Raw genomic sequence first — 23801 nt, forward strand, 5'->3', positions numbered from 1 at the left:
TGTTTATGTCTAGCTGGATCCCCCTCTGGTTGCACAAGCTCGGCTCACCGCCGACCTTCTATCGCTTCGCCGGCAGTTTGCGGCCGTGGGCGATGGCGCTGGCGCTGCTGCTCGGTGCGGTTGGGTTGTATGGCGGCCTGGTGCTGGCGCCAGCCGACTACCAGCAGGGCGACGCCTACCGGATCATCTTCATCCACGTACCCAGCGCCGAGATGAGCATGTTCATCTATGCGGCGATGGGCGCGGCCGCGTTCATCGCGCTGGTGTGGCGGATCAAGCTGGCCGAGGTGGTGGCGATGGAATCGGCACCGATCGGTGCGGCGTTCACCTTCATCACCCTGGTCACCGGCTCGCTGTGGGGCAAGCCGATGTGGGGCACCTGGTGGACGTGGGATGCGCGGCTCACCTCCGAGCTGGTGCTGTTGTTCCTCTATCTGGGCGTGATCGGGCTCTATCACGCGTTCGAGGATCGCCGCCAGGGCGCGCGCGCCGCTGCTTTCCTGGCGATCATCGGCATCATCAACGTGCCGATCGTGCATTTCTCGGTGAACTGGTGGAACACCTTGCACCAGGGCAGCACGGTCAACATCTTCGGCAAGTCGAAGATGTCCTGGGACATGCTGTGGCCGCTGCTGACGATGATGCTGGCGACCAAGTTCTATTACGTCGCCAGCCTGTTCAACCGCGTGCGCACCGACCTGCTGGCGCTGGAAGGCGGCAAGGACTGGGTGCGCAAGATCGCCGCAGACGAGGCGAGGTCATGAACTCCCTGCAGACCTTCTTTGCGATGGGGGGTTACGCCATGTACGTGTGGCCGGCCTACGCCCTGTTCTTCACCGTGCTGATCGCCGATACCATCGCGCCCGGCGTGCGCCGCCGCCGCGTGCTGCGCGAACTTCGCACCAGGCTGGCGCGTCAAAGCATGCGCCAGAATCGCCCTACTCCTGCCCCGCCGTCGCCCTGACCGGAACGGCCCACGAGCATGCCCATGAACCCCACCCGTAAACGCCGGCTCACCATCGTCGTCCTGATCGTCGCCGCCGCTGCGCTGGCGGTCGGCCTGGGCGTGTATGCGCTGCAGAACAACATGAACTACCTGCTCACGCCGAGCCAGGTGCAATCGGGACAGGCCGCCGATTACAAGACCTTCCGCCTCGGCGGGATGGTCAAGGCCGGCTCGATCCAGCGCAGCAGCGACTCGCTCAAGGTCACCTTCACCGTGGTCGATGCCGGCGGCGCGATGCCGGTGGAATACACCGGCATCCTGCCCGACCTGTTCCGCGACAACCAGTCGGTGATCGCCACCGGCCACATGGACGGCGCGCGCTTCGTCGCCACCGAAGTACTGGCCAAGCATGACGAGACCTACATGCCGAAAGAGCTGAAGGACGCGATGGCCAAGGCACACGCGGACAAGAAAGTCGGCGACGAATCCGCGCAGGGCGACATGCCATGACGCCGGAACTCGGCCAGCTCGCGCTGATCCTTGCCCTGTTGCTGGCACTGGCGCAGGGCATCCTGCCATTGCTCGGCGCATGGCACGGCAACCGTGCGCTGATGGCCGTGGCGCGTCCTGCCGCCGCTGGCCAGGCCGTGTTCGTGGCGCTCGCGTTCGGCATCCTGGTGTGGGCGTTCGTGCATTTCGATTTCTCGGTGCAGTACGTGGCCGACAATTCGAACCTGGCGCTGCCGTGGTACTACCGCATCGCCGCGGTATGGGGCGCGCATGAGGGTTCGCTGCTGCTGTGGATCTTCATCCTCAACGTGTGGACGGTGGCGCTGGCCGCGTTCAGCCAGAAGCTGCCGGAAGTGTTCGCCGCGCGCGTACTGGCCGTGATGGGACTGATCGCGGTGGGTTTCCTCGCCTTCATCATCTTCACCTCGAATCCGTTCGGACGGCTGCTGCCGATGCCGGGCGACGGCGCCGACCTGAACCCGGTGCTGCAGGATCCGGGCATGACGTTCCACCCGCCGGTGCTTTACACCGGCTACGTCGGCTTCTCGGTGGCGTTCGCGTTCTCGATCGCCGCCCTGCTCGGCGGTGGGCTGGAGCAGGCCTGGGTGCGCTGGGCGCGACCGTGGACGAATATCGCCTGGGCTTTCCTGACTCTCGGCATCGTCGCCGGCAGCTGGTGGGCGTATGCGGAACTGGGCTGGGGCGGCTGGTGGTTCTGGGATCCGGTGGAAAACGCCAGCTTCATGCCGTGGCTGGTCGGCGCCGCGCTGATCCACGCGCAGGCGATCACCGAGAAGCGCGGCGGCCTGCGCGCCTGGACGATCCTGCTGTCGATCTTCGCGTTCTCGCTCTCCCTGCTCGGCACCTTCCTGGTGCGCTCGGGCGTGCTCACCTCGGTGCATGCATTCGCCTCCGATCCGCGCCGCGGCATCTTCATCCTGATTTTCCTGACCCTCGTGGTCGGTGGCTCGCTGTTGCTGTACGCACTGCGCGCGCCGAAGGTAGCCAGCGGCAAACCGTTCAAGCCGGTCTCGCGCGAAAGCGCCCTGCTGATCGGCAACCTGATGTTCGCGGTGGCCGCGGCGATGGTCCTGCTGGGTACGCTGTTCCCGCTGATCGGCGATGCGCTGAACCTGGGCCGGATCTCGGTCGGGCCGCCCTACTTCGGCTTCCTGTTTCCATTGCTGATGCTGCCGGTGGTGCTGCTGCTGCCGTTCGGGCCGTTCCTGCGCTGGGGCAAGGGCGAAGCACCCATGCTGAAACAGATCTTGCTGCGCGCCGGCATCGCCGCCGCGGCGTGCGCGATCGTGGCGGCGTTCTTCGTCGACGGTCAGCTCAAGGCGATCGCCGGCGTGGCCGCCGCGGTATGGATCGTCGCCGGCGTGCTGCTGTATGCGTACAAACGCTGGCGCGAGATGCCGCGCGGCCGGCGTTATCCGGCCGAGATGGCCGGCATGCTGCTGGCGCATCTGGGCGTGGGCGTGTTCGTGGCCGGCGTGCTGCTGTCCGAGTCGCTCAGCGTGACCAGCGACGTGCGGATGGCGCCGGGACAGACCGAACACGTCGGCGGCTACGACTTCCGCTTCGACGGCGTGCATCGCGCCAGCGGACCGAACTGGCGTGCCGACCAGGGCGTGATCACGGTGACCCGCGATGGTCGCCAGCTCACCGTGATGCATCCGCAGAAGCGCACCTACCTGCGCGGCCAGGTGCAGACCGAATCGGCGGTGGATGCCGGCATCTTCCGCGATCTGTATGTCGCGCTGGGTGAGCCGATGGACGCGAACAAGGTCGAGGACGCGTGGTCGCTGCGGCTGTACTACAAGCCGTTCATCCGCTGGATCTGGGGCGGCGGCCTGTTGATGATGCTGGGCGGTTTTGTCTGTGCTGCCGACAAGCGCTTCCGCCTCAGGCGTGCAGCCACCGATGCCGTAGCGGCCGAAAGTCTGCAGGTGCAGGAGACGCATGCATGAACCGGTTGCTGCCGTTCGTCGGCTTCATGTTGCTGGTGGTTCTGTTCGGTTTCGGCATCTGGTGGAACTCGCGGCACGATCCGAATGCGATTCCGACACCACTATTGAACAAACCCGCACCCGCGTTCGTGCTGCCCAAACTGTACGAACCCACGCAGACGGTGAGCAAGGCGGACTTGCTTGGCAAACCCTACCTGCTCAACGTGTTCGCCAGTTGGTGCGTGGAATGCGGCGCGGAGCATCCGGTACTGGAAGCCGAGGGCCCGACGCTGGGTGTACAGCTGGTCGGCTACAACTACAAGGACGCGCCGGTCGATGCCAAGCGCTGGCTGGCTGAACACGGCAATCCCTACAACGTGTTGATTGCCGATGAACCGGGCAACACCGCGATCGACTTCGGCGTGTACGGCGCACCGGAAAGTTTCCTGATCGATGCGCATGGCGTGATCCGCTACAAGCACATCGGTCCGCTGACGCCCGATGTGGTCGCCAGCGAACTGAAGCCGGCGATCGCGGCACTGTCGCGCGAGGCGCAGCCATGATGCGTGCGCTTCTTCATGTACTGCTGGTGGCCTTGCTGGCATTTGCCGGCGTGACCCACGCGCAGGCGATCGAGCCGATGCCGTTCGCCGACCACGCGCAGGAACTGCGCTTCCAGCACCTGACCCAGCAGCTGCGCTGCCCGATGTGCCAGAACGAGACGCTGGCCGATTCCAACGCACCGATCGCACGCGACCTGCGCAACCAGATCTTCCAGCTGATGCAGCAAGGCAAGAGCGACGACGAGATCAAGCGATACCTGGTCGCCCGCTATTCCGATTACGTGCTGTACGACCCGCCACTGAAACCCGGCACCTGGCTGCTGTGGTTCGGTCCGCTGCTGATCCTGTGTGCCGGCGCTGGCGTGGTGCTGGTCGCGATCCGCAAGCGTGGCCGTGACGGCAGTGCCACCGACACAACATCTGACCGCATGCCGCTCGACAACGAACCGGCCGACAACGGGGACGACTGGTGAAGATCGCGTTTTTCATCGCCGCTGCAGTGATGATCGCTGTGGCGCTGGCTGCCTTGCTGCTGCCGCTGGTACGCCAAGGCCGCAAGTCGGGACGCTCGCGCGGCGTGTTCGCGCTGACGCTCGCGATCGCCTTCGTGCTGCCGCTGAGCGCGGGTGCGCTGTACCTGCTGGTGGGTACGCCGGCTGCGCTGAATGGCGTCTCCGCCGAGGCCGAACGGCCGCTCACCCTGCCGCAGGCGATCGATGAGCTGCACGCCCACCTGGCCCAGCAGCCCGACGATGTGCAGGGCTGGATGCTGCTGGCGCAGACCAGCACCATGCAGCGCGATCCGGCCGCGGCGCGCGACGCCTACGACCACGTGCTGAAGCTCGCCCCCAACAACGCCGAGGCGATGGTGGGCTGGGCCGAAACCGATTCGATGACACGCGATGACCACATGATCGAGGGTCGTGCGCTGGAACTGCTCAAGCGCGCCGTGCAATTGCAGCCGGACAGCCAGCGCGGCCTGTGGCTGCTCGGCATCAGCGATTTCCAGCATGGTCAGTATCGGGAAGCCGCTGCCACCTGGCGCGTGCTGCAGCCGCAGCTGGAGCCCGGCTCGAAGGTCGCCCAGGCGGTAGCCGAGCAGATCGCCGTGGCCGATGCCCGCGCTGGCGGCGCCCCGGCCGATGCCTCGACCTCGGCACTGGCTGCCACACCACAAGGCGCAGCATTGCAGGTAAAGGTCTCACTGGCAGCGGCGCTCAAGGACAAGGTCGCTGCAGGCGACACATTGTTCATCTACGCCCGCGCCGAGAACGGACCTCCCATGCCTCTGGCTGTGGCCAAACTCGATGCCAGCCAGCTGCCAGCCAGCGTTACTCTTACCGATGCCATGGCGATGACGCCGGCGATGAAACTGTCGTCGGTCTCTCGCGTGTTCGTCGGCGCGCGGATCAGCCATAGCGGCCAGCCGATCGCCCAGCCGGGCGATCTCGAAGGCGATGCCGGCATCGTGCCGGTGGCTAGCAAGACGCCGATCACGATCCATATCGACAAGGTGCATTGATGAGCCACGATGCACGCCGTTACTTCAGCCTGCCCTCGCCGTTCGCGATGAAGCGCGGCGGTGCGCTGCACGGTGCGCACGTCGCCTACGAAACCTGGGGCGAGTTGAACGAAGCGCGCGACAACGCCGTGCTGGTGCTGACCGGCCTGTCGCCCAGCGCGCACATGGCCTCCTGTGCCGCCGATCCCACGCCCGGCTGGTGGGAGGACATGGCCGGTCCGGGCAAGGCGATCGACACCACGCGCTGGTTCGTGATCTGCGTGAACTCGCTGGGCAGCGACAAGGGCTCGACCTGCCCCGCCTCGATCGACCCGGCGACCGGCGAAGCCTATCGGCTGACCTTTCCCGAGCTGGCGCTGGAAGACGTCGCCAACGCCGCGCAGGCCGCCGTCAGCAGCCTCGGCATCACCCAACTGGCCTGCCTGATCGGCTGCTCGATGGGCGGCATGAGCGCGCTGGCCTACATGCTGCTGCACCCGGGCAGCGTGCGTGCGCATATCAGCGTGGATACCGCACCGCAGGCACAACCGTTCGCGATCGCGATCCGCTCGCTTCAGCGCGAGGCGATCCGGCTCGACCCGCAGTGGAACGAAGGTCGTTACGACATCCATGCCGAACACGGCGGAGCCTACCCCGACATGGGCATGAGCATCGCGCGCAAGCTCGGCGTGATCACCTATCGCTCGGCGATGGAATGGAACGGCCGCTTCGCGCGTATCCGGCTCGATCCGGAGCAGCGTGAGGACGAGCCGTTCGGCCGCGAGTTCCAGGTCGAGTCGTATCTCGAAGGCCATGCGCAGCGTTTCGTGCGCAACTTCGATCCCAACAGTTATCTGTACCTCTCGCGCGCCAGCGACTGGTTCGACATCGCCGAATACGGCCACGGCAGCGTGCTGGAGGGACTCAAGCGCATCCGCATCGAGCAGGCGATGGTGATCGGCGTCAGCACCGACATCCTGTTTCCGCTGCAGCAACAGCAACAGATCGCCGAAGGCCTGCAGGCCGCCGGCGCCGAGGTGGAATTCGTGGCGCTGGATTCGCCGCAGGGCCACGACGCGTTCCTGGTCGACATCGAGAACTACAGCCGTGCGATCGGCGGCTTCCTGAACCGACTGCCGGCCGCTTAACCGCGCCGCTGCTAAGATAGCCAGCATCACGCACCGCCCGAGACCATAATGCTCACCCTGGATTTCCCCGGCAGCCGTACCCTGATCGACGCGATCGACACCGCCGTGGCCAAGCCGACCACCCACGAGCTCACCGACAGCCTGCGCAACAGCCTATGCAAGCTGATCCGCGACAACGAAGTGAAGCTGCCCGACTGCGTGTTCGAAGCCAATCCGGATCACTACGCCCGCCGCGAGCTCTACCGCAGCGACGAGCACGGCTACTGCGTGGTGGCGATGACCTGGGGCCCGGGCCAGGGCACGCCGATCCACGATCACGACGGCATGTGGTGCGTCGAGGGCGTGTGGAACGGCGCGCTGGAGATCGTGCAGTACGAGCTGGTCGAGCACGATGCGAAACGTTATTGCTTCCAGCCGGTCGGCTCGATCCAGGCCGGCGCCGGCTCCGCCGGCAGCCTGATCCCGCCGCACGAATACCACAGCATCCGCAACCCCAGCGACAACAGCGTCACCGTCAGCCTGCACATCTACTCCGGCCCGATGACCCGCTGCGCGGTGTTCCAGCCGCTGCCGGAGGATCGCTGGTATGGACGCGACATACGCCAGCTGGGGCTCGACCGCGTGCATTGAACCCGGCATAATGCGCAGCTCACATGCCGGTGTGGCGGAATGGTAGACGCGGCGGACTCAAAATCCGCTGGCAGCGATGTCGTGTAGGTTCGAGTCCTATCACCGGTACCAAGTGAGGGTTTCAAGCAAGACCAGCGAGACCCGTGGAATACCCCAAGCCCGCATCACAGCGGGCTTTTTCATGCCTGAAGGCGTCCAGCCCGTCCCACGGAAACCCGTCCAAGCACGGGGTATCTGGGGGTGCATCTGGGGGTATACCCCAGCAACGGGGCTTGCAAGGCAGCAGCAGATACCCCCAGAATGCACCGCAAGTTCTTGCATATTCACATGCAAGAATCTGCTGATACCCCCCAGCGAGGCGGCGCGATGCTCACCGATACCCTGATCCGCAAGACCAAGCCCACGGACAAGCCCCAGAAGCTGTTCGACGGTGGCGGTCTGTTCCTGTTGGTGCAGCCGAACGGGGCTAGGTACTGGCGGATGAAGTACCGCACGGACGGCAGGGAGAAGCTGCTGGCGTTCGGGGTGTACCCCGTCATCTCCCTTGCAGACGCACGGCAGCGCCGAGAGGATGCCCGGAAGCTACTGGCGAACGGTTGCGACCCCGGCGAGATGAAGCAGGCAGCTAAGGCCGAGCGACTGGCCGCAGCGGCAGCCGAAACCGTCGCCTCCGAGACATTCGAGAAGGTCGCTCGCGATTGGATGGCATGGCGCGAGTCACGCGGCAAGACTGCCGAGGCCACGATGGGCAAGGACTTGTGGCGGCTGACCGCTGCAACTTGCGTGGGGACAACCTACGCGCCGTAAAAGGCGGAGGACACGCCCCCACCGCAGCGAACGCCTTGCGTCCCGGCACTGTCGAGTTCATCACCGATAAGCCCGAGAAGGCAGAGATCACCGAAGGACGGCGCAAGGCTCCCGAGCGTGTCCCCAGCGGCCACCACGCCAGCCCCTGAAAAGTTCACACCACGAATTTCCGTGAGGGTATCTAACAGAGGGAAGTCGCGCACTTCCCCCCGTGCCCCCGGCCGAACCTCACAGGAACCCCAGCACCCCACCGACACGGCCGAGCATCCTGCCAGCCGTCTCGTGTCACGTCATGAAGGACACCACGCAATGAACCTAGTCACCAGCAGCACCACCGCGCCGAGCTTGCTGCGCCTGAAGGCGGTACTCCAGCACATCGGCGTGTCACGCACCACGTTGTACCGATGGATTCACGCCGGACACTTCCCGCGCCCCCGCTCACTCACCCCCAACGGTTCCACCGTGGCATGGTTGGCTGCCGAGGTTGAGGCATGGATCAACAGCAAGCCCGCCACGTCTGGGGGTATATCTGGGGGTGCATTCGGAAGCGATGCCTTGCAAGCCGCATAACAGCGGCCTTGTTTGTTCCTATCACCACCACGTGAGGGTTTCAGGCAAGACCAGCGAAACCCATGAATGCCCCAAACCCGCGTAACTGCGGGTTTTTTCATGCCTGAAGATAGATCCAGGGCCATCCGAGCCGTGGAATGCATCGCTCCCGATGCCGCTTCCAGGCATGGTGCGTTACCGCTTGACACCGGTGTCAATACTGTCCAAGCTGCATGACAGTTCTATTGCGGGGGAGCGCGATGGACGTGGCAATCGGCCATCTGGACCAGTCGGAAGAGGCTCCGGCATCGCCGTTTCTTGCGGCGGATGTCGGCGGCACGCACACGCGCATCGCATTGATGCGGGCCTCGCACGAGGATGGCCGGAAGGTCGAGACGCTTGCCTACCGCAAGCTTGCGTGCCGGGACTTCGCGGGATTGGCGGAGCTGTTGCAGACGTTTGTCGATGCCGACGTGCGGATTCCGGTACGGCACTGCGTGCTGGCGTGCGCGGGCCAGGTCATGGGCGACGAGGTCGTGAACGACAACCTCGCCTGGTCCATCCAGCTGTCGCAATTGCGCCGGGCACTTGCCCTGGACGACATTGCCGTACTCAACGACTTCGAGGCGCTGGGATACGCGCTCGACGGTCCCCTCGCCCACAGCGGCCGTCACTTGTGCGGACCCGATATTCATGCAAAGGGCCCGACCCTGGTGATCGGCCCGGGCACCGGCCTTGGCGCGGCGGTGCATGTGCCCGGCTCTGCAGGCGGTTTCGTGCTGACGACAGAAGCCGGCCAGATGGATTTCGCGCCGAACTCGATCCGCGAGCGCGAAATCCTCGCGCAGCTGGCACCGCATGGCGGCTACGTGGAGTTCGAACGCATCGTGTCAGGCCCCGGCCTGCTGACCGTTTACGCGACCCTGTGCGCCTTGCATGGGGACACGCCGAAGCTCGCAACGCCCGAAGCCGTGACCGCCTCAGCCGCCGCGCGCAGCGACATGCATGCCGTGGAAGCCGTGGAGGTTTTCTGTGGGTCGCTGGGAAGCCTTGCCGGCAACCTCGCGATGGCCTTCATGGCCACCGGTGGCGTGTATCTGGCTGGCGGCTTCCTGTCATCGATGTTCGCACTGCTCGAACGCAGCAGCTTCGAAGAGCGGTTCCTGCACGGGCGCAGCGCGCGTGCGTTGCTGTCGCAGATTCCGGTGTGGGTGACGGAGCACGGTCGCCATGGCGTCGCCGGGGCGGCCGAGTGGTATCTCAGGCGCGGCATGTCTGGTGAGGCAACGACACGTCATGCCGCGGCAAGCGGACTGAGCGCATGAGCCATGTCACGACGTCGAAACTTTTCCGGCGCATGGCCGGCGTCTGGCTCGCTGCAGCGGGTGTGGCTGCGGCATCCACCGCACCTGCCCCGCCCGCATGGTCGCTGGTGCCGCAACCCGCCCGGATGAGCCCTTCCGGATCGGGCACGGTCCGGGTTGCAGATGGCGCCACGGTTGCGGTGCGCGGCACCGATCTTCGGCAAGTGCAATCCATCGCAAGACGCTTCGCGCAGTTGCTGGCCGGCACGAGCGGATTGCATCTGCACATGGCGACTGCGGCGACCAGACATCCGGCCATCACGTTCGAGGTGGATCCGCACGCCGATGTCGCGGGAGATGCCGGCTATCGGCTCGTGGTGGGCGACCAAGGCATTCATGTCATCGCCCGCACGCCGCGCGGTGCATTCTACGGCGGCGTCACCCTGTGGCAGTTGCTGACGCCGCCAGGCTGGGCTCACGGCACACCGGTCGGGGTCGCCGAAGGCGTCATCGACGATTACCCGCGTTTCGCATGGCGCGCACTGCTGCTCGACTCCGGGCGGCACTACCAGAGCACAGCCGACATCAAGAAACTGATCGACTGGATGTCGCTCAACAAGCTCAACGTGTTGCTCTGGCATGTGACCGAAGACCAGGGCTGGCGCCTCGATATTCCCGAGTTTCCCGAGCTCACCCACACCGGCGCCTGCCGCAAGGCGGCAGGCCTCGATGCCGAGCTGACTGGTTCTGCCGACAAACCCTATTGCGGCTTCTATACCCGGGCCGAGGCGCGCGACATCGTGCGCTATGCCGCCGAGCGCTTCGTCGATGTCGTGCCGGAAATCGATCTGCCCGGACATTCGCAGGCGGCCATCGCCGCCTACCCGTGGCTGGGCGTCACCGGCCAGCGTCCGCCGGTGTGGACCGACTGGGGCGTCAGCCCATGGCTGCTCAAGCCCGACGAAAAAACCTTGCGCTTCGTCGACGAGGTGCTCGACGAGGTGATGCGGCTGTTCCCCTCCCGCTACATCTCGATCGGCGGCGACGAGGCCGACAAGCAGCAGTGGAACGCATCGCCCCAAGTGAGTGCGCAGATGCACGCGCTGGGCCTGACAAACATGGATCAGCTGCAGGGCTGGTTCACCGGCCAGGTCGCCGACTACCTAACCAGGCACGGACGCACGCCGGTCGGCTGGGACGACGAGCTGGTCGCGGGTGCGACGCTGCCGGCTTCGGAAGTGGTGATGTCGTGGCATGGCAACGACAACGAACGCGTGGCGCTGCAAGCGATCAGGCAAGGCCACGATGTGGTCATGACGCCGCAGGAGTCGCTGTACTTCGACCACTATCAGTCCGACCTGCCCGACGAATGGCAGGGGCCGCCGCCCGTGACGACGTTGCGGCAAGCCTATGACACGGTTGTCATCCCGAACGGTGCCAGCGAGACCGAAGCCACGCGCATCATCGGCGTGCAAGCCGGCCTCTGGACCGAGCAGATGCCCACCTTCGCGCACGACCGGCATGCGGTGTTTCCGCGCATCGCGGCGCTGTCGGAGCTTGGCTGGTCGCCCGCAAGCGCGCACGACTGGAACGGTTTCCTGCAACGCATGCCGGCGGAGCTGGCGCGCTATCGCGCACTCGGCATCGGTTATGCCGACAGTGCGTTCGCTCCCGCCTTCCTGGTGACGGCAGCGGCCAACGGCGCATTCCGGGTCGAGCTGTCCAATCAGGCGGGATTCGGCACGATCCGTTACAGCACGGACGGCTCCGTGCCGACCATCCGTTCCACGCAGTATGTCCAGCCGCTCACGCTGCCGGACAAGACGACGCTGCGCGCCGCGGCATTCGCAGCCGACGGCTTCGAGCTCGCCGCGGCACGTACCCAGGTGCTGGATGACACAACACGGTTGAGCCGCGACAGCAGCGCGCTTGCAACGTGCTCGCACCATCCAGGCTCGCGCCTGGATGGCAGCCGGTCGACGCAGGGATCGAGGCCGATCTACATGGTGGATATCGGCAACGCGTGCTGGCTGTGGCCACAGGCGCCGCTGGACGGCATCAAGCATGCCGTACTGACCGTCGAGCGGGTGACATGGCGCTTCGGCGACGTGGCCGACAAGGATACCGTGGTGCGCAGCAAGACCAGCGCGGCCGGCGAGCTCGAGATCCATGCCGACTCCTGCACGGGGCCGCTGCTTGCCACCCTGCCGCTGGCGCCCGCGGTGCAGGCGCAGGGACAAACCCGTCTCAATGCAAACGTGGCGGTGCCGGTGGGGGCCGGCATTCGCGACCTGTGTGTCTTTGCTACCGGCGATCCGCGCGATGGCCAGTGGGCGTTGGCGCGCATGGCGTTTTCGAAATAAGCGGTGCGCGGGGCAGGCGTCCCGCGCAGTGGCACCGAATGAAACAGCCATGGCCGGCAAGGCCATGGCTGGGGACAGCGAGGCATTGCATCACGACGGCGTGCGAAGCGGCAGGCGCCGCTGAACTACACGCGTTTTGGAACACCGCGGAGCACCTGAGGTTCGACAGGCACCCACAACGAGGTTAACGCCCATGCCCACCGTACATCGCAAGCATCCCTTGTCATTTGCCATCACCATGTCGCTGTTCGCCGTCGTGTCGACGGCGGCCGCCGTGGCGCCAGTCGCCGATGCGCAAACCGCCAGCCCGGCAACGCAGGACAGCACGGCGCAAACCGCGCCAGCGACATCGTCACCTGGCGCCAAGAAGGCCAGCGGCACCGACGCGGAGAAAAACGCGGTCACGCTGTCGACCGTCAGCGTCTCCGGCGTGCGCGCGTCGCAGATGCGCGCGATCGACCTGAAGCGCGAAGCGCCGAACATCCAGGACAGCATCACGGCGGAAAACATCGGCGCGCTGCCCGACGTGACCATCACCGATTCCCTGCAGCGCGTCACCGGCGTGCAGATCAACCGCGATGCCGGCGTCGGCACCTCGGTGGACGTGCGTGGCCTGCCGCAGGTCGGCACCATGTTGAACGGCGAAGTATTCATCACCGCGGACCAGATCGACTCGCAGCAGCCCGACTTCACCATGTTGCCGTCCACGCTGTTCCACGGCGTGGACGTGGTCAAGTCGTCCACGGCCAACGAGACCGACGGCGGCATCAGCGGTGCCATCGACCTGCATACCTACCGCCCATGGGACCTGCCCAGCGGATTCACTTACAGCTATTCCGCCGATGGGGAGCGCGGCACGACCACCAATCGCTGGGGTCCGGAGGGAAGCGGCCTCGTCTCGTACAACGACGATGGCCACTGGGGCTTGCTGATATCCGCCGATTACTCCGACACCACGCGGATGAACGCGACCGAAGGCCTCGACCAGTACGGCGTCGTGCTGAACGGCGAGAACGCGGCCAGCTCGGGCGGCTACAACGGATTCCTGGCCCCGTGGAACGGCGCGCCCATCCCGTCGCAGATCCACCAGAACGCCGACGGCAGCGTGGACGTCAATGGCGACGGCAAGTCCAACGGCGTCTTCATGGGCAGCCAGGACATCAGCCTCTACGACACCGTCACCCAGCGGAAGCGCAAGTCCGGCAATGCCTCGTTCCAGATGGATCTCGGCAATGGCCTCAGCCTGACCAGCGACTACTTCTACTCGCAGCAGCGCCAATGGGATCGCAACGTCGGCATCCAGTTCAATTCCACCAACTGGCAGGGCGCGACCTACGTGCCGCTGCAATCGCGCAACACCGGAAGCCCCGCCCTCGGCGCCTATGGCACGCCGGAGCCGGGCTGGGAGGGCTCGCAGATCTACACCACGCAGGTGTACGAGAAGTGGCCGGGCGACGTGGAGTCGTTCTCGCAGATCACGCAGAAGAGTTCCAACGCGAAGAACTTCAACCTGCAGCTGGATTACGACAACGGCGGCCCGTTCACGGCAACTGTGCGCGGCATTCACGACACGGCGTTCCAATCGAACGTCGAAACCGACATCAATGTTTCCGATTCCGACGGTGCGCTGTGGCCCAACGTGCTGAATGACGGTGTCTCGTTGCCAGCCGGCACCATGGTCTACCCGGCGCAACTGGGCGGCGACCGCGTGTTCAACGCCAACGGCGTTGCGCAGAACACCATACCGATCATCGCGAACTTCGGTGGCCGCTACCTCACGGTCAACATGCCCGCCTCGCTGGCCGCTGATTTCGCCAACCCCAATGGCTGGACGATGAAGACGCTGGAGTCCTCCGGCGACTATGACCGCCAGGTGGATCTCAACGCGCTGCGCTTCGACGGGAAGTTCGACTTCGAGGACGGCATCAAGCTCGAATTCGGTGTGCGCGACAGCATCCGCAGCGCCGACAACAACGGCTGGACGCTGGAAACACCGGTCTACGCAGGCATGGGCGCCAGTGATCCGAATGGATGCCTGGTGCGCTACGTCGGCGCCGACGTGGTCATGGACAGTGGCTCGTGCACCGCCGGCAACGCCGAGGGTTACTACCGCGCAGGACCGCTGTCCGCGATTTCGATGCCGAATACCGCTGCGCCGCTGTCGGGCAACTTCAAGGAATACACCAACCTGCTCGGCTCGGGCATCAACTTCTGGGCGGTCAATCCCTCCGCCATGACCAATCCCATCGCGTACTGGAAGTCGCTCTACCCGGACACCGTCGAGGTGGGCGAACCGGGAACCACCTGGGGCGTGGGACTGCGCGAGTTGTCGGGATATCTGCAGGCGGATTTCAACGGCAACCTCGGCGAGATGCCGTACAGCGGCAACGTCGGCGTCCGCATGATCCACACCGACTTGAACGTGACCCAGCACCTGAGCGGCGCCCCGGGTTCGTATGGCGACGAGCCTGTCGATGCCGGTACCTCCATCACCAACCGCAGTTACCGTGACATCCTGCCGTCGGCCAACTTCGCACTGGATCTGACCGATGCCCTGAAGTTGCGGCTGGCCTATTCGAAAAACATGATGCCGCTCGACCTCAGCACCTGGGGTGGCGGCCTTCAGCTGAACTACTCGCTGATGGAAACACCGCAAGGGCCGATCTTCCGGGTCTCGGACGGCACGTCGACGGGCAACCCGAACCTCAACCCGTGGCGCTCCACCAACTATGGGGCATCGCTGGAGTACTACATCAACCCCACCAGCATGCTCAGCCTCGCGCTGTTCCGCATCGACATGCAGAGCTTCATCAAGAACGGCAGCGTGACCAACTGCACCTTGCCGGACGAGGACGGCGTGGTCCGCGACCATTGCATCGTGATCACCGAGCCGGTGCAGGGCACCGGCAACAGCATCCAGGGTGCGGAGTTCGATTACCGCCAGGGCTTCACCTTCCTGCCGGGCATCCTGTCCAAGACGGGCATGGAAGTGAACGCCACCTACGCACCCAGCAACTCGGGTGAAAGGGATCTGGCCGGCAACAAGATTCCGTTCCAGGACAACTCGACCCGGTCCGGCAACTTCATCCTGTGGTACCAGGACGACCGCTTCCAGGCCCGCCTCGCTTACAACTACCGTTCGCGCCGCGCGGTGATGGACACCGTGGGCGGCATCACGGGCATGGAGATGTACGAGGCGCCGCAGAAGTACGTCGACGCGTCGGTCTCGTACAAGATCAACAAATATGCCGAGGTGTTCGTGGACGGCACCAACCTTACCAACGAGTACCAGCGGTACTACCTTGTATGGTCCGACCAGCCGGCGCACTCGAACTTTTCCGAGCGCATGTTCATGGTCGGCGTACGCGGGCAGTGGTGATGGCAAGGCCTGGGTCCGTGGCGCGCGGCATGCGCGCCACGCCCGCAACCGACAACGACAAGGCAGACATGCAGGATTCCAGCGCGCCCCAGCCCATCCGCGACAACGGCTTCCATCGCTCCATCGGCCTGTTCTCGGGCACCGCGATCAACATGACGCAGATGTGCGGCATCGGACCGTTCATCACCATCCCGATCATGGTCGCCGTCATGGGCGGCCCGCAGGCAGTGATCGGCTGGATCGCCGGCGCCATCCTGGCCATGGCCGACGGCCTGGTCTGGGCCGAACTCGGCGCGGCCATGCCGGGCTCCGGTGGCACCTACGTCTACCTGCGCGAGGCGTTCCAGTACCGCAGCGGCAAGCTGATGCCGTTCCTGTTCATCTGGACGATGCTGCTGGCGATTCCCCTGCTGATGTCCACCGGCATCATCGGCATGGTGGAATACCTCGGGTTCTTCTTCCCCGATCTCGGCTGGTGGCCGGTGCACCTCATCGGCCTGGCGTCGACCGCGCTGGTCACCTGGCTGCTGTACCGGCGGATCGAATCGGTGCGCGCGATCACCATCGCACTGTGGGTGATCATGCTGGTCTCCGTCGTCGGCGTGACGGCGGCGGGCTTTTCACACTTCAATGCGGGCTTCGCCTTCGCCTACCCGGCGGGCGCGTTCGGCAGCCACTTCTTCGTGGGGCTGGGCGCCGGGCTGATCATCGGCATTTACGACTATCTCGGCTACAACACGACGGCCTACATCGGCGACGAGTTGCGCCATCCGGGCCGGACGATGCCTGGCTCCATCATCATCTCGGTCATCGCGATGATGTTCATCTACCTCCTACTCAACATCAGCGTGCTTGGCGTGGCGCCGTGGCAGGAAATCGCCCAGTCCAAGTCCGTGGCCTCGCTGGTCGTGCAGCGCAGCTGGGGGCACCTGGCCGCGGCTGTCATGACCATCCTCATCATCGTGACCGCGTTCGCCTCGGTGTTCACCGGCCTGCTTGGCGGCTCGCGCGTGCCCTTCGAGGCAGCGCGGGACAAGGTGTTCCTGTCGGTGTTCGGACACCTGCACGCCAAGCACGGCTTCCCGCACATAGCGCTGCTCACGATGGGTGCGGTGACGGCGATCGGCACCTTCTTCGACCTGACCGAAGTCATCAACATGCTGCTGGCCGTGACCATCATCGTGCAGTCCATCGCGCAGATCGCCGCGCTGGTCGTGCTGCGCAGGCGCCAGCCGAATCTCGAGCGGCCGTACAAGCAATGGCTTTACCCCGTGCCTTGCGTGATCGCGCTGGCGGGATGGATCTATGTGTACGTATCTGCCTCCACGCTATCGTTGATTCTGTCCGGCCTGTGGATCATCGCCGGCCTCGCGGTGTTTGCGATCTGGGCCAGGCTCAATCAGTCGTGGCCGTTCGCGCCCGTTGAAATTCGCGAAACCTATCTTGAGAAGCATTGACGCCATGCAAACTCCAGCGAAGCACGCGCTTTGGATAATGGCCGCGATGGCAGTGTCGGCCGCGCCGGCCGCATACGCGCAAACGACCTACGCGCCCACCCAGGTCTCTGTCGACGCCGGCGCCACCACCGCCATCGATCATTGGCAAATCCAGGACAGCGCGAAGGCGCAGCAAAGCGGCGCCGAGATTTCCTCGACCGGCTTCCCCACCGAGGGCTGGTACCCGGCGAGTGGGCGGGCGACCGTCATGGCCGCACTGCTGGAGAATCATGCGTTCAAGGACAGCACCTTCAAGAACGACGTGTTCTACAGCGACAACCTGCGCGCGGTGCAGGTGCCGGACTCCAGCGGCAACCTCTTCGTGACGCCCTGGTGGTATCGCGCCGAATTCAAGCTGCCGAAGGACCTGGCGGGACGGCATACGCTGCTGCGTACCAACGGCATGATCGCGAGCGCCGACGTGTGGATAAACGGGCATCTGGTCGCCGGCCACGCCGACGTCGCGGGGGCCTATCCCGTGCACGCGTTCGACGTGACGCGCTGGACACACACGGGCACCAACATCCTGGCCATGCGCGTGCATCCGGCCGATCCGAGAATGAGCCTGTCGATGGGCTGGGTGGACTGGAACCCCACGCCTCCGGACAACAACATGGGTCCATGGCGCGGCGTGGACATCATGCAGACCGGACCTGTGGAATTGAGCTTTCCACAGGTCGTTTCGACGCTGTCGCTGCCCGATCTCGCGCGCGCCACGCTGACCGTGAAGGTGGACGCGAAGAACCTTGATGCGGTGGCGCATGATGCGACGATCACCGGCACCGTGGCCGGCGTGCCGCTGCAACAAACCGTGCACCTCGCGCCCGGACAAACCCGGGTCGTTTCGTTCTCACCCACGACAACGCCGGGCCTCGCCCTGGATCACCCGAAGATCTGGTGGCCCGTCGGCATGGGCGAACATCCGCTGTACCAATTGGAGATGAGTGCCGCGGTTGATGGCGCTGTATCCGACCGGACCACAACGACGTTCGGCATACGCAGCGTCAGTTCAAGCCTGACCAGGCAGGGCTATCGCCAATTCTTCATCAACGGAAAACCGCTGTTGATCCGCGGCGGCGGCTGGGCACCGGACATGTTCCTGCGCGATGACCCCGCGCGCATGGAGGCCGAGTTCAGCTACGTCCTCAACCTCGGCCTCAACGCCATCCGCAGCGAAGGCAAGCTGGAGAATCAGCGCTTCTACGACCTCGCCGACCGCAACGGCATCCTGATACTGGCGGGCTGGGAATGCTGCGACAAATGGGAGTCGGCCGCCAAGACCGGCGGTGCGCCCTGGGATGCCGCCGACATGAACGTGGCCGAAGACTCCATGGCCAGCGAGGCACGTCTGCTGCGCAACCACCCCTCCGTGATCGGTTTCCTGATCGGCAGCGACAACCCACCCCCGCCGCCCATCGCGAAAATGTACGTCGACGCGCTGCGTGCCGCTGACTGGCCGTTGCCGATCATCTCGGCGGCCGTTCCCAAGGGCACCGCCGAAGCCGGCCCTTCCGGCCTGAAGATGGATGGCCCTTACGACTGGATACCGCCGTCCTATTGGTATGCCGACAAGCTGGGCGGTGCGTTCGGCTTCGACTCGGAGGTCAGCGCAGGCGCGGATATTCCGCGGCTGGAGGATGTGCAGCGCATGCTGTCGCCGCAAGAGCAGGAAGCGCTGTGGAAATACCCGGAGGCGCGGCAATACCACGCATCCGCGGACTGGTCGACATTCGCCGTGCTGACGCCGTTCGACACCGCGCTGGCCCATCGCTACGGCGCGCCCACGGGTCTTGCCGACTATGTTGCCAAGGCCCAGCTCGACAACTACGACAACGTGCGCGCGCAGTTCGAGGCGTTCAACGCGCACATGGATGCGGCCAATCCATCGACCGGCGTGGTCTACTGGATGCTCAACAACGCCTGGCCCTCGCTGCACTGGCATCTGTACGACTACTACATGAATCCGGCGGGCGCCTATTTCGGCGCCAAGAAGGCGAACGAGCCGGTGCACATCCAGTATTCGTATGATTCGGATGCCATCGTGCTGGTGAACCACACATTGGAGGATGCACACGGCTTGCAGGCAAGCATCCGGGTGCGCAATCTGGACGGCAGCATGCGTTACGAGAAACACCTGCAAGGCATCGACCTCGCAGGAAACCACACGCGGTCATTAACGACGCTTCCAACCCTGGCCGGCCTGTCGCACACACACTTCATCGAACTCGACCTCGCCTCGTCCGATGGCAAGCCGATCAGCCGCAACGTCTACTGGCTCCCTGCCCAGCCCGACAAGCTCGACTGGGATCGTTCGAACTGGTATCTCACGCCGGTGACGCGGTACGCGGATCTGACCGCGTTGCAGTCGCTTCCAGCCACGACGAGCGAGGCCCGCGCGACCACGCGGCATGAAGGCAACGAGGACGTCACCACGGTCACGCTGTCGGTACCCGCATCGGCCAAGGCAGTGGCCTTGTTCCAGCACGTGTCGATCAGGCGCGGTGCGCACGGCGACCTCGCGCTTCCCATCCTGTGGAACGACAATGACGTCACACTGTGGCCCGGCGAGTCGATCGTCTTGATCGCACATTACGCATCCCAAGGATCTGAAGCGCCCGTGGTCGAAGTGAGCGGGTGGAACGTTTCAACCCGATACATTCCGGCTGCTGCCGGAAACCCGACTGACGCCGCGCAAGGGAAAAATCATTGAATCGGGACAGGCTTCCATGGCGCATGTGACCATCAACGATGTCGCCCGTGCCTCGGGCACCTCGAAAAAGACCGTGTCGCGGGTACTCAACAACGAGCCGAACGTGCGCGACTCCGTGCGCGAACGCGTGCTGGCTGCCATTGCGGAACTCAATTACCGGCGGCTCACCTCGGCGCGCAGCCTGGCGACGAACCGCTCCTTCATGATCGGCCTGCTGTACGACAACCTGTCGCCCAGCTACATCATGGAAGTCCAGGCCGGCGTGCTGGAGGCGTGCGAGGCGCAGCACTACAGCATGATGGTGCAGCCACTGGTCTCGACGGCAGCAGACTTCGTCGGGCACGTCGAGGACATCCTGTCGCGACACCGGCCGGACGGGCTGATCCTCACGCCGCCGATCACCGACCATCCGCAGTTGCTGGAATGCCTGCGCAAGAACGACCTTCCGTTTGCCTCGATCGCACCCCACCACCCCGAGGGCTGCATCGGCGTGATGCTGCGCGAACGCGAGGCCGCCGCGGCGATGGTGGAGCATCTGGTGTCGCTGGGCCATCGCCGCATCGCCCACATCCTTGGCGACCCCAAGCACGGCGCCGGCGTCTGGCGCCTCGCCGGTTTCCGCGACGGCATGAAGCGCGCCGGGCTGAAGGAAAATAGCGCGTACATGGTGCAGGGCCGGTTCTCCTTCGAATCGGGCGTGGCGGCCGCACGCCAGCTGCTGGCGCTGCGGTCACGGCCAACCGCCATCTTCGCGGCCGACGACGACATGGCCGTCGGCGCGATCTGGGCAGCCTGCGAGGCCGGGATATCGGTTCCCGGGGACATCTCCATCTGCGGGTTCGACGACACCACGATCGCAACGCAGGTGTGGCCGCTGTTGACCACCATCCACCAGCCCGTGCGTGAAATGGGCAGGCGCGCCACCGAGGAACTGCTGCTTCGCGTGCAGGACAAGGGAGACGCCAGGATGGTCGAGGTCGGCTACGAAATGCGCATCCGCGCCTCGACCGCACCCGCGCCCTGAAGCGGGCGCTATCCTGCCAACCACGCCACCGCCCCTGGAGAGAGTGCCCATATGCCTGCCGCAGCAGAAGCCCACAAGCCGCCACGGAAGTTCCACTTCATTTCCGGGCTGCCACGCTCGGGCACTACCCTGCTGGCTGCCATCCTCAACCAGAACCCGCGCTTCCGCGCCGGCATGACCAGCCCGCTTGCGGACATCATGGGGGTGGTGATCGCGGAGGCGAGCAGCAAGAACGATTTCTCGTTCGACGTTTCCGACGAGCAGCGGGTCGCCCTGTTGCGCGGCCTGGTCGAGAACTTCTACTCGGTGCAAACAGGGGCCGATGCGGTGTTCGACACCAGCCGGCTGTGGTGCAGCAGGATGCAGTTGCTGAGCACGCTGTTCGCGGAGGTGAAGGTCATCGCCTGCGTGCGCCCGCTGGCGTGGGTGCTGGACAGCATGGAGCGGCTGGTGCGCAGGCAGCCGGTCAGCGTCAGCAAGGTATTCCGCTTCGACACCAACACCACGGTGTATTCGCGCATCGAGGCGCTGACCGATCCACGCGGCATGGTGGGCTTCGCCTTCCAGGCCACCAAGGACGCGTTCTACGGCCCGCATGCGCAGGATCACCTGCTGCTGTTGACCTACGACAGCCTCGTACGCGATCCGGCCGCCGCGATGCGCTCGGTCTATAGCTTCCTCGGCGAACCCTGGTTCGAACACGACTTCGACAACATCGAATACCACGCGGACGAGTTCGATGCCCGCGTGGGCATGCCCGGCTTGCACAGTGTGCGCCGGAAGGTGGAGTCCATCGAGCGCCTGCCGATCATCCCACGCGACATTTTCGGCCGCTTCGCGAACGAGGCGTTCTGGCTGGATCCGAAGAACAACGTCAACCAGGTGCCCATCGTGTAGGGTTTTTCATGTCCCGCTAGAGCTCGCGCACCACGCGGAAGCCGACACGGCCGCTGCGCACGTCGCTGCTGGCGCCCTGCCGGTACGCGGAAATCACCTGTTCGGGCGAGCTGCCCCACGAGCCACCGCGCACCACATGGGCGACGCACCCGGGGTTGAGCCAGGCGCTGCCGTCGTTAGGCGCGCGCAGGTAACTGTCGTGCCAGCAGTCGGCCGTCCACTCGGAAACGTTGCCGTTGATGTCGTACAGGCCAAACGGGTTGGGTGCGAAGGTCATCACCGGTGCCGGGCCCCAGTAACCATCGCGGTAGCCGCGGAAGGCATGGCTCCAGCGGCGGCCACTGCGCGAACGGTCGCCGGAGCCGGTGAGGTTTTCCACCAGGTGCGTGGGCGAACCGTCGCCCCACCAGTAGCGGCTGGTGGTGCCGCCACGCAAGGCGTATTCGAACTCCGCCTCGCTCGGCAGCCGATAGACCTTGCCCGTGCGCTGGCTGAGCCAGTCGGCATAGGCCTTGGCGTCGTTCCACGAGATATTCACCACCGGCAGATCGTCGTCGGCCTTGCGCCCGGCGTAGTCGTCCTGCCAGGTCGCACTTGAATCATCGCGCATCGCGCCACTGCGCTCGTCGTACACGCTGGCGCCACCCAGCTTCACCGAATCGGGCACATAGCCGCTGGCACGCACGAACTCGCGGAACTGGCCCACGCTGACCGCGCTGCGCGCCATCGCAAAGCCCTTGTCGATGGTGACCGCATGCTGCGGCAACTGTGACTCGACGCGGTCGCCGTCGCTGTCCGCCGCGCCCATCTGGAAGCTGCCGGTGGGAATCACCACCATCGCCGGCGTCTTGCCGGGCAGGTCGACATAGCGATCGGTGAACACCTGGCCCGGCTTGTAGCTGGCGTACAGGCGTGCATTGGTCAGCTGCTCGGCAAAAGCCGCCAGGGCCGGCAGGTCAGGGGCAATCGCCCGCACCTGCTCCGCCAGCTTGTTGGCCAGCGCGATATTGCCGGCATCCAGCGCCGAATGCGCCTGGGCCAGCACGCCATTGGCCCGCTGCTCGCGCATGTCGCTGACGCGCTTGCTGACGTCCTGCATCTGCTGGGAGCCGGGGCGGATCACCTGCGCTTCCGCCAAGGCCTTGTCCGCATCGGTGAAATCATTCTGCGCCACCGCCGCAAGGGCGCGATCGAGCACCGCCCGCTGCACTTCGAAGATGCCCTGCTCGGCCACCGCATTCTGCGGATCCAGCAGCTGCACCTGGCGGTAAAGATCCAGCGCGCTCCCGCCATCCGGCTGATCGGCCTTGCCCTGCTGCAGCAGGCCGGCCGCCTTGGCCAGCATCGGCCGCACCTTGGCCAGCGTCTTCAGGCTCGCCTCGAGTTGCGCCACATCGTCGGCCGCATTCGGCAGGGTGCGCAGTGCATCGAGCAGATCCTGCGCCGAATCGGCATCGCCCACCGCAATGTCCTGATCGATCTCCGCGACCAGCCGCACCCGCACATCGAACAGGCCCTGCGCGGCGCGGCGGCTGTCCGGCTTCTCCTTCAGCGCCTGCTCGTACAGTGCGGCGGCACTTTCCTTGTCGCCCACCAGCTGGCCGGCGTGCAGCGCCTTGGCGGCGCGCGACAGCAATTCGCGCACCGCTGGCGGATCGGCGCTGAGCTGCTCGGGCAGATGCGCATTGCGGCCACTGCGCGCCGCGATCACCGCTGCCGGCGCCAGCGTCAACGGCGGCCCGGCATTGATCTCGGCGATCACCGCCGCCCGCTCCGGCTGCTGCGGGCTGCCCGGCAGCGCCGTGCCCAGCGACATCGAGCGCGGTGGCGCTTCCGCCGGGTTGACATGGAACACCCGCGGGAAAAAGTGATAGACCAGCGCACAGCCCAGCACGATCACGCCCAGCGTCCCGCCCAAGGTGCGCTGACGGTGCAGGGTCGCGTTGCTCGGCATGGATGGGCGTCCTTGGTGTGGCCTGTTATCGTTCGCCGCTCACCATAGGCACAAACCGCCGACAGGGC

18 protein-coding genes and 1 tRNA gene are annotated in these 23801 nt (G+C 65.3%); 18 read left to right on the top strand and 1 reads right to left on the bottom strand.

What is annotated here, in order from left to right:
- The first annotated feature begins 5 nt into the window (after window positions 1-5).
- The 18 genes from B0E46_RS05410 (at window position 6) to B0E46_RS05500 (ending at window position 21779) form a co-directional block, all read left to right on the top strand.
- The gene (locus tag B0E46_RS05410) at window positions 6-764 is read left to right on the top strand and encodes a heme ABC transporter permease (RefSeq protein ID WP_077554759.1); all 759 of its coding nucleotides are present in this window, start codon (window positions 6-8) and stop codon (window positions 762-764) included.
- A gap of 5 nt (window positions 765-769) precedes the next feature.
- Window positions 770-964 (top strand): heme exporter protein CcmD, encoded by a 195-nt coding sequence (ccmD, locus tag B0E46_RS05415; protein WP_174567062.1) that lies wholly within the window; start codon window positions 770-772, stop codon window positions 962-964.
- A gap of 24 nt (window positions 965-988) precedes the next feature.
- Entirely contained in the window at window positions 989-1456 is a 468-nt protein-coding gene (ccmE, locus tag B0E46_RS05420) for a cytochrome c maturation protein CcmE (protein WP_174567061.1), read from the top strand.
- Window positions 1453-3429: a heme lyase CcmF/NrfE family subunit gene (locus B0E46_RS05425; protein ID WP_077554762.1), complete on the top strand. Its 1977-nt coding sequence runs from the start codon at window positions 1453-1455 to the stop codon at window positions 3427-3429. The genes ccmE and B0E46_RS05425 overlap by 4 nt, the downstream gene beginning before the upstream one ends.
- On the top strand, window positions 3426-3971 hold the full coding sequence (locus tag B0E46_RS05430; protein WP_077554763.1) for a DsbE family thiol:disulfide interchange protein: 546 nt from the start codon (window positions 3426-3428) through the stop codon (window positions 3969-3971). The genes B0E46_RS05425 and B0E46_RS05430 overlap by 4 nt, the downstream gene beginning before the upstream one ends.
- Window positions 3971-4444 carry a cytochrome c-type biogenesis protein gene (locus tag B0E46_RS05435; protein ID WP_077554984.1) on the top strand — a complete coding sequence of 158 codons (474 nt, stop codon included), beginning with the start codon at window positions 3971-3973 and terminating at the stop codon, window positions 4442-4444. The genes B0E46_RS05430 and B0E46_RS05435 overlap by 1 nt, the downstream gene beginning before the upstream one ends.
- Window positions 4441-5493, top strand: coding sequence for a hypothetical protein (locus tag B0E46_RS05440; protein ID WP_077554764.1), 1053 nt, complete (start codon window positions 4441-4443; stop codon window positions 5491-5493). The genes B0E46_RS05435 and B0E46_RS05440 overlap by 4 nt, the downstream gene beginning before the upstream one ends.
- Window positions 5493-6620 (top strand): homoserine O-acetyltransferase, encoded by a 1128-nt coding sequence (locus B0E46_RS05445; protein WP_077554765.1) that lies wholly within the window; start codon window positions 5493-5495, stop codon window positions 6618-6620. Before B0E46_RS05440 ends, B0E46_RS05445 begins: the two co-directional genes overlap by 1 nt.
- 48 nt (window positions 6621-6668) lie before the next feature.
- A complete protein-coding gene (locus B0E46_RS05450) occupies window positions 6669-7250 on the top strand; it encodes a cysteine dioxygenase family protein (RefSeq protein ID WP_077554766.1) in 582 nt (193 codons plus the stop codon).
- A gap of 25 nt (window positions 7251-7275) precedes the next feature.
- A tRNA-Leu gene (locus B0E46_RS05455) sits at window positions 7276-7361 on the top strand.
- A 189-nt stretch (window positions 7362-7550) separates the two neighbouring features.
- Window positions 7551-8057 carry an Arm DNA-binding domain-containing protein gene (locus tag B0E46_RS05460; RefSeq protein WP_254425054.1) on the top strand — a complete coding sequence of 169 codons (507 nt, stop codon included), beginning with the start codon at window positions 7551-7553 and terminating at the stop codon, window positions 8055-8057.
- 809 nt (window positions 8058-8866) lie between these two features.
- Window positions 8867-9931: a glucokinase gene (locus B0E46_RS05470; protein WP_077554768.1), complete on the top strand. Its 1065-nt coding sequence runs from the start codon at window positions 8867-8869 to the stop codon at window positions 9929-9931.
- A complete protein-coding gene (locus B0E46_RS05475) occupies window positions 9928-12273 on the top strand; it encodes a family 20 glycosylhydrolase (RefSeq protein ID WP_077554769.1) in 2346 nt (781 codons plus the stop codon). Before B0E46_RS05470 ends, B0E46_RS05475 begins: the two co-directional genes overlap by 4 nt.
- Before the next feature lie 193 nt (window positions 12274-12466).
- Complete coding sequence (locus B0E46_RS05480; RefSeq protein WP_077554770.1) at window positions 12467-15652, top strand: TonB-dependent receptor; 3186 nt, start codon at window positions 12467-12469, stop codon at window positions 15650-15652.
- Window positions 15653-15681: 29 nt separating this feature from the next.
- Window positions 15682-17109: an APC family permease gene (locus B0E46_RS05485; RefSeq protein ID WP_254425055.1), complete on the top strand. Its 1428-nt coding sequence runs from the start codon at window positions 15682-15684 to the stop codon at window positions 17107-17109.
- A 37-nt stretch (window positions 17110-17146) separates the two neighbouring features.
- Window positions 17147-19858: a sugar-binding domain-containing protein gene (locus B0E46_RS05490; RefSeq protein ID WP_254425056.1), complete on the top strand. Its 2712-nt coding sequence runs from the start codon at window positions 17147-17149 to the stop codon at window positions 19856-19858.
- 16 nt (window positions 19859-19874) lie between these two features.
- The gene (locus tag B0E46_RS05495) at window positions 19875-20882 is read left to right on the top strand and encodes a LacI family DNA-binding transcriptional regulator (protein WP_077554772.1); all 1008 of its coding nucleotides are present in this window, start codon (window positions 19875-19877) and stop codon (window positions 20880-20882) included.
- Between the two features lie 51 nt (window positions 20883-20933).
- On the top strand, window positions 20934-21779 hold the full coding sequence (locus B0E46_RS05500) for a sulfotransferase (RefSeq protein ID WP_077554773.1): 846 nt from the start codon (window positions 20934-20936) through the stop codon (window positions 21777-21779).
- A 16-nt stretch (window positions 21780-21795) separates the two neighbouring features.
- Here the strand turns inward: B0E46_RS05500 and B0E46_RS05505 are convergent, their stop codons facing one another.
- Window positions 21796-23733, bottom strand: coding sequence for a formylglycine-generating enzyme family protein (locus B0E46_RS05505; protein WP_077554774.1), 1938 nt, complete (start codon window positions 23731-23733; stop codon window positions 21796-21798).
- Window positions 23734-23801: the final 68 nt, after the last annotated feature.

Origin of the sequence: Rhodanobacter sp. B04, assembly GCF_002001125.1 — a bacterium.
GTDB lineage: Bacteria > Pseudomonadota > Gammaproteobacteria > Xanthomonadales > Rhodanobacteraceae > Rhodanobacter.

Excerpts from the sequence above, each read along its gene's own strand:
- B0E46_RS05410 (WP_077554759.1), top strand. The coding sequence starts at position 6 with ATGTCTAGCTGGATCCCCCTCTGGTTGCACAAGCTCGGCTCACCGCCG.
- ccmE (WP_174567061.1), top strand. The coding sequence starts at position 989 with ATGAACCCCACCCGTAAACGCCGGCTCACCATCGTCGTCCTGATCGTC.
- B0E46_RS05425 (WP_077554762.1), top strand. The coding sequence starts at position 1,453 with ATGACGCCGGAACTCGGCCAGCTCGCGCTGATCCTTGCCCTGTTGCTG.
- B0E46_RS05430 (WP_077554763.1), top strand. The coding sequence starts at position 3,426 with ATGAACCGGTTGCTGCCGTTCGTCGGCTTCATGTTGCTGGTGGTTCTG.
- B0E46_RS05435 (WP_077554984.1), top strand. The coding sequence starts at position 3,971 with ATGCGTGCGCTTCTTCATGTACTGCTGGTGGCCTTGCTGGCATTTGCC.
- B0E46_RS05445 (WP_077554765.1), top strand. The coding sequence starts at position 5,493 with ATGAGCCACGATGCACGCCGTTACTTCAGCCTGCCCTCGCCGTTCGCG.
- B0E46_RS05450 (WP_077554766.1), top strand. The coding sequence starts at position 6,669 with ATGCTCACCCTGGATTTCCCCGGCAGCCGTACCCTGATCGACGCGATC.
- B0E46_RS05460 (WP_254425054.1), top strand. The coding sequence starts at position 7,551 with ATGCACCGCAAGTTCTTGCATATTCACATGCAAGAATCTGCTGATACC.
- B0E46_RS05470 (WP_077554768.1), top strand. The coding sequence starts at position 8,867 with ATGGACGTGGCAATCGGCCATCTGGACCAGTCGGAAGAGGCTCCGGCA.
- B0E46_RS05475 (WP_077554769.1), top strand. The coding sequence starts at position 9,928 with ATGAGCCATGTCACGACGTCGAAACTTTTCCGGCGCATGGCCGGCGTC.
- B0E46_RS05480 (WP_077554770.1), top strand. The coding sequence starts at position 12,467 with ATGCCCACCGTACATCGCAAGCATCCCTTGTCATTTGCCATCACCATG.
- B0E46_RS05485 (WP_254425055.1), top strand. The coding sequence starts at position 15,682 with ATGCGCGCCACGCCCGCAACCGACAACGACAAGGCAGACATGCAGGAT.
- B0E46_RS05490 (WP_254425056.1), top strand. The coding sequence starts at position 17,147 with ATGGCCGCGATGGCAGTGTCGGCCGCGCCGGCCGCATACGCGCAAACG.
- B0E46_RS05495 (WP_077554772.1), top strand. The coding sequence starts at position 19,875 with ATGGCGCATGTGACCATCAACGATGTCGCCCGTGCCTCGGGCACCTCG.
- B0E46_RS05500 (WP_077554773.1), top strand. The coding sequence starts at position 20,934 with ATGCCTGCCGCAGCAGAAGCCCACAAGCCGCCACGGAAGTTCCACTTC.
- B0E46_RS05505 (WP_077554774.1), bottom strand. The coding sequence starts at position 23,733 with ATGCCGAGCAACGCGACCCTGCACCGTCAGCGCACCTTGGGCGGGACG.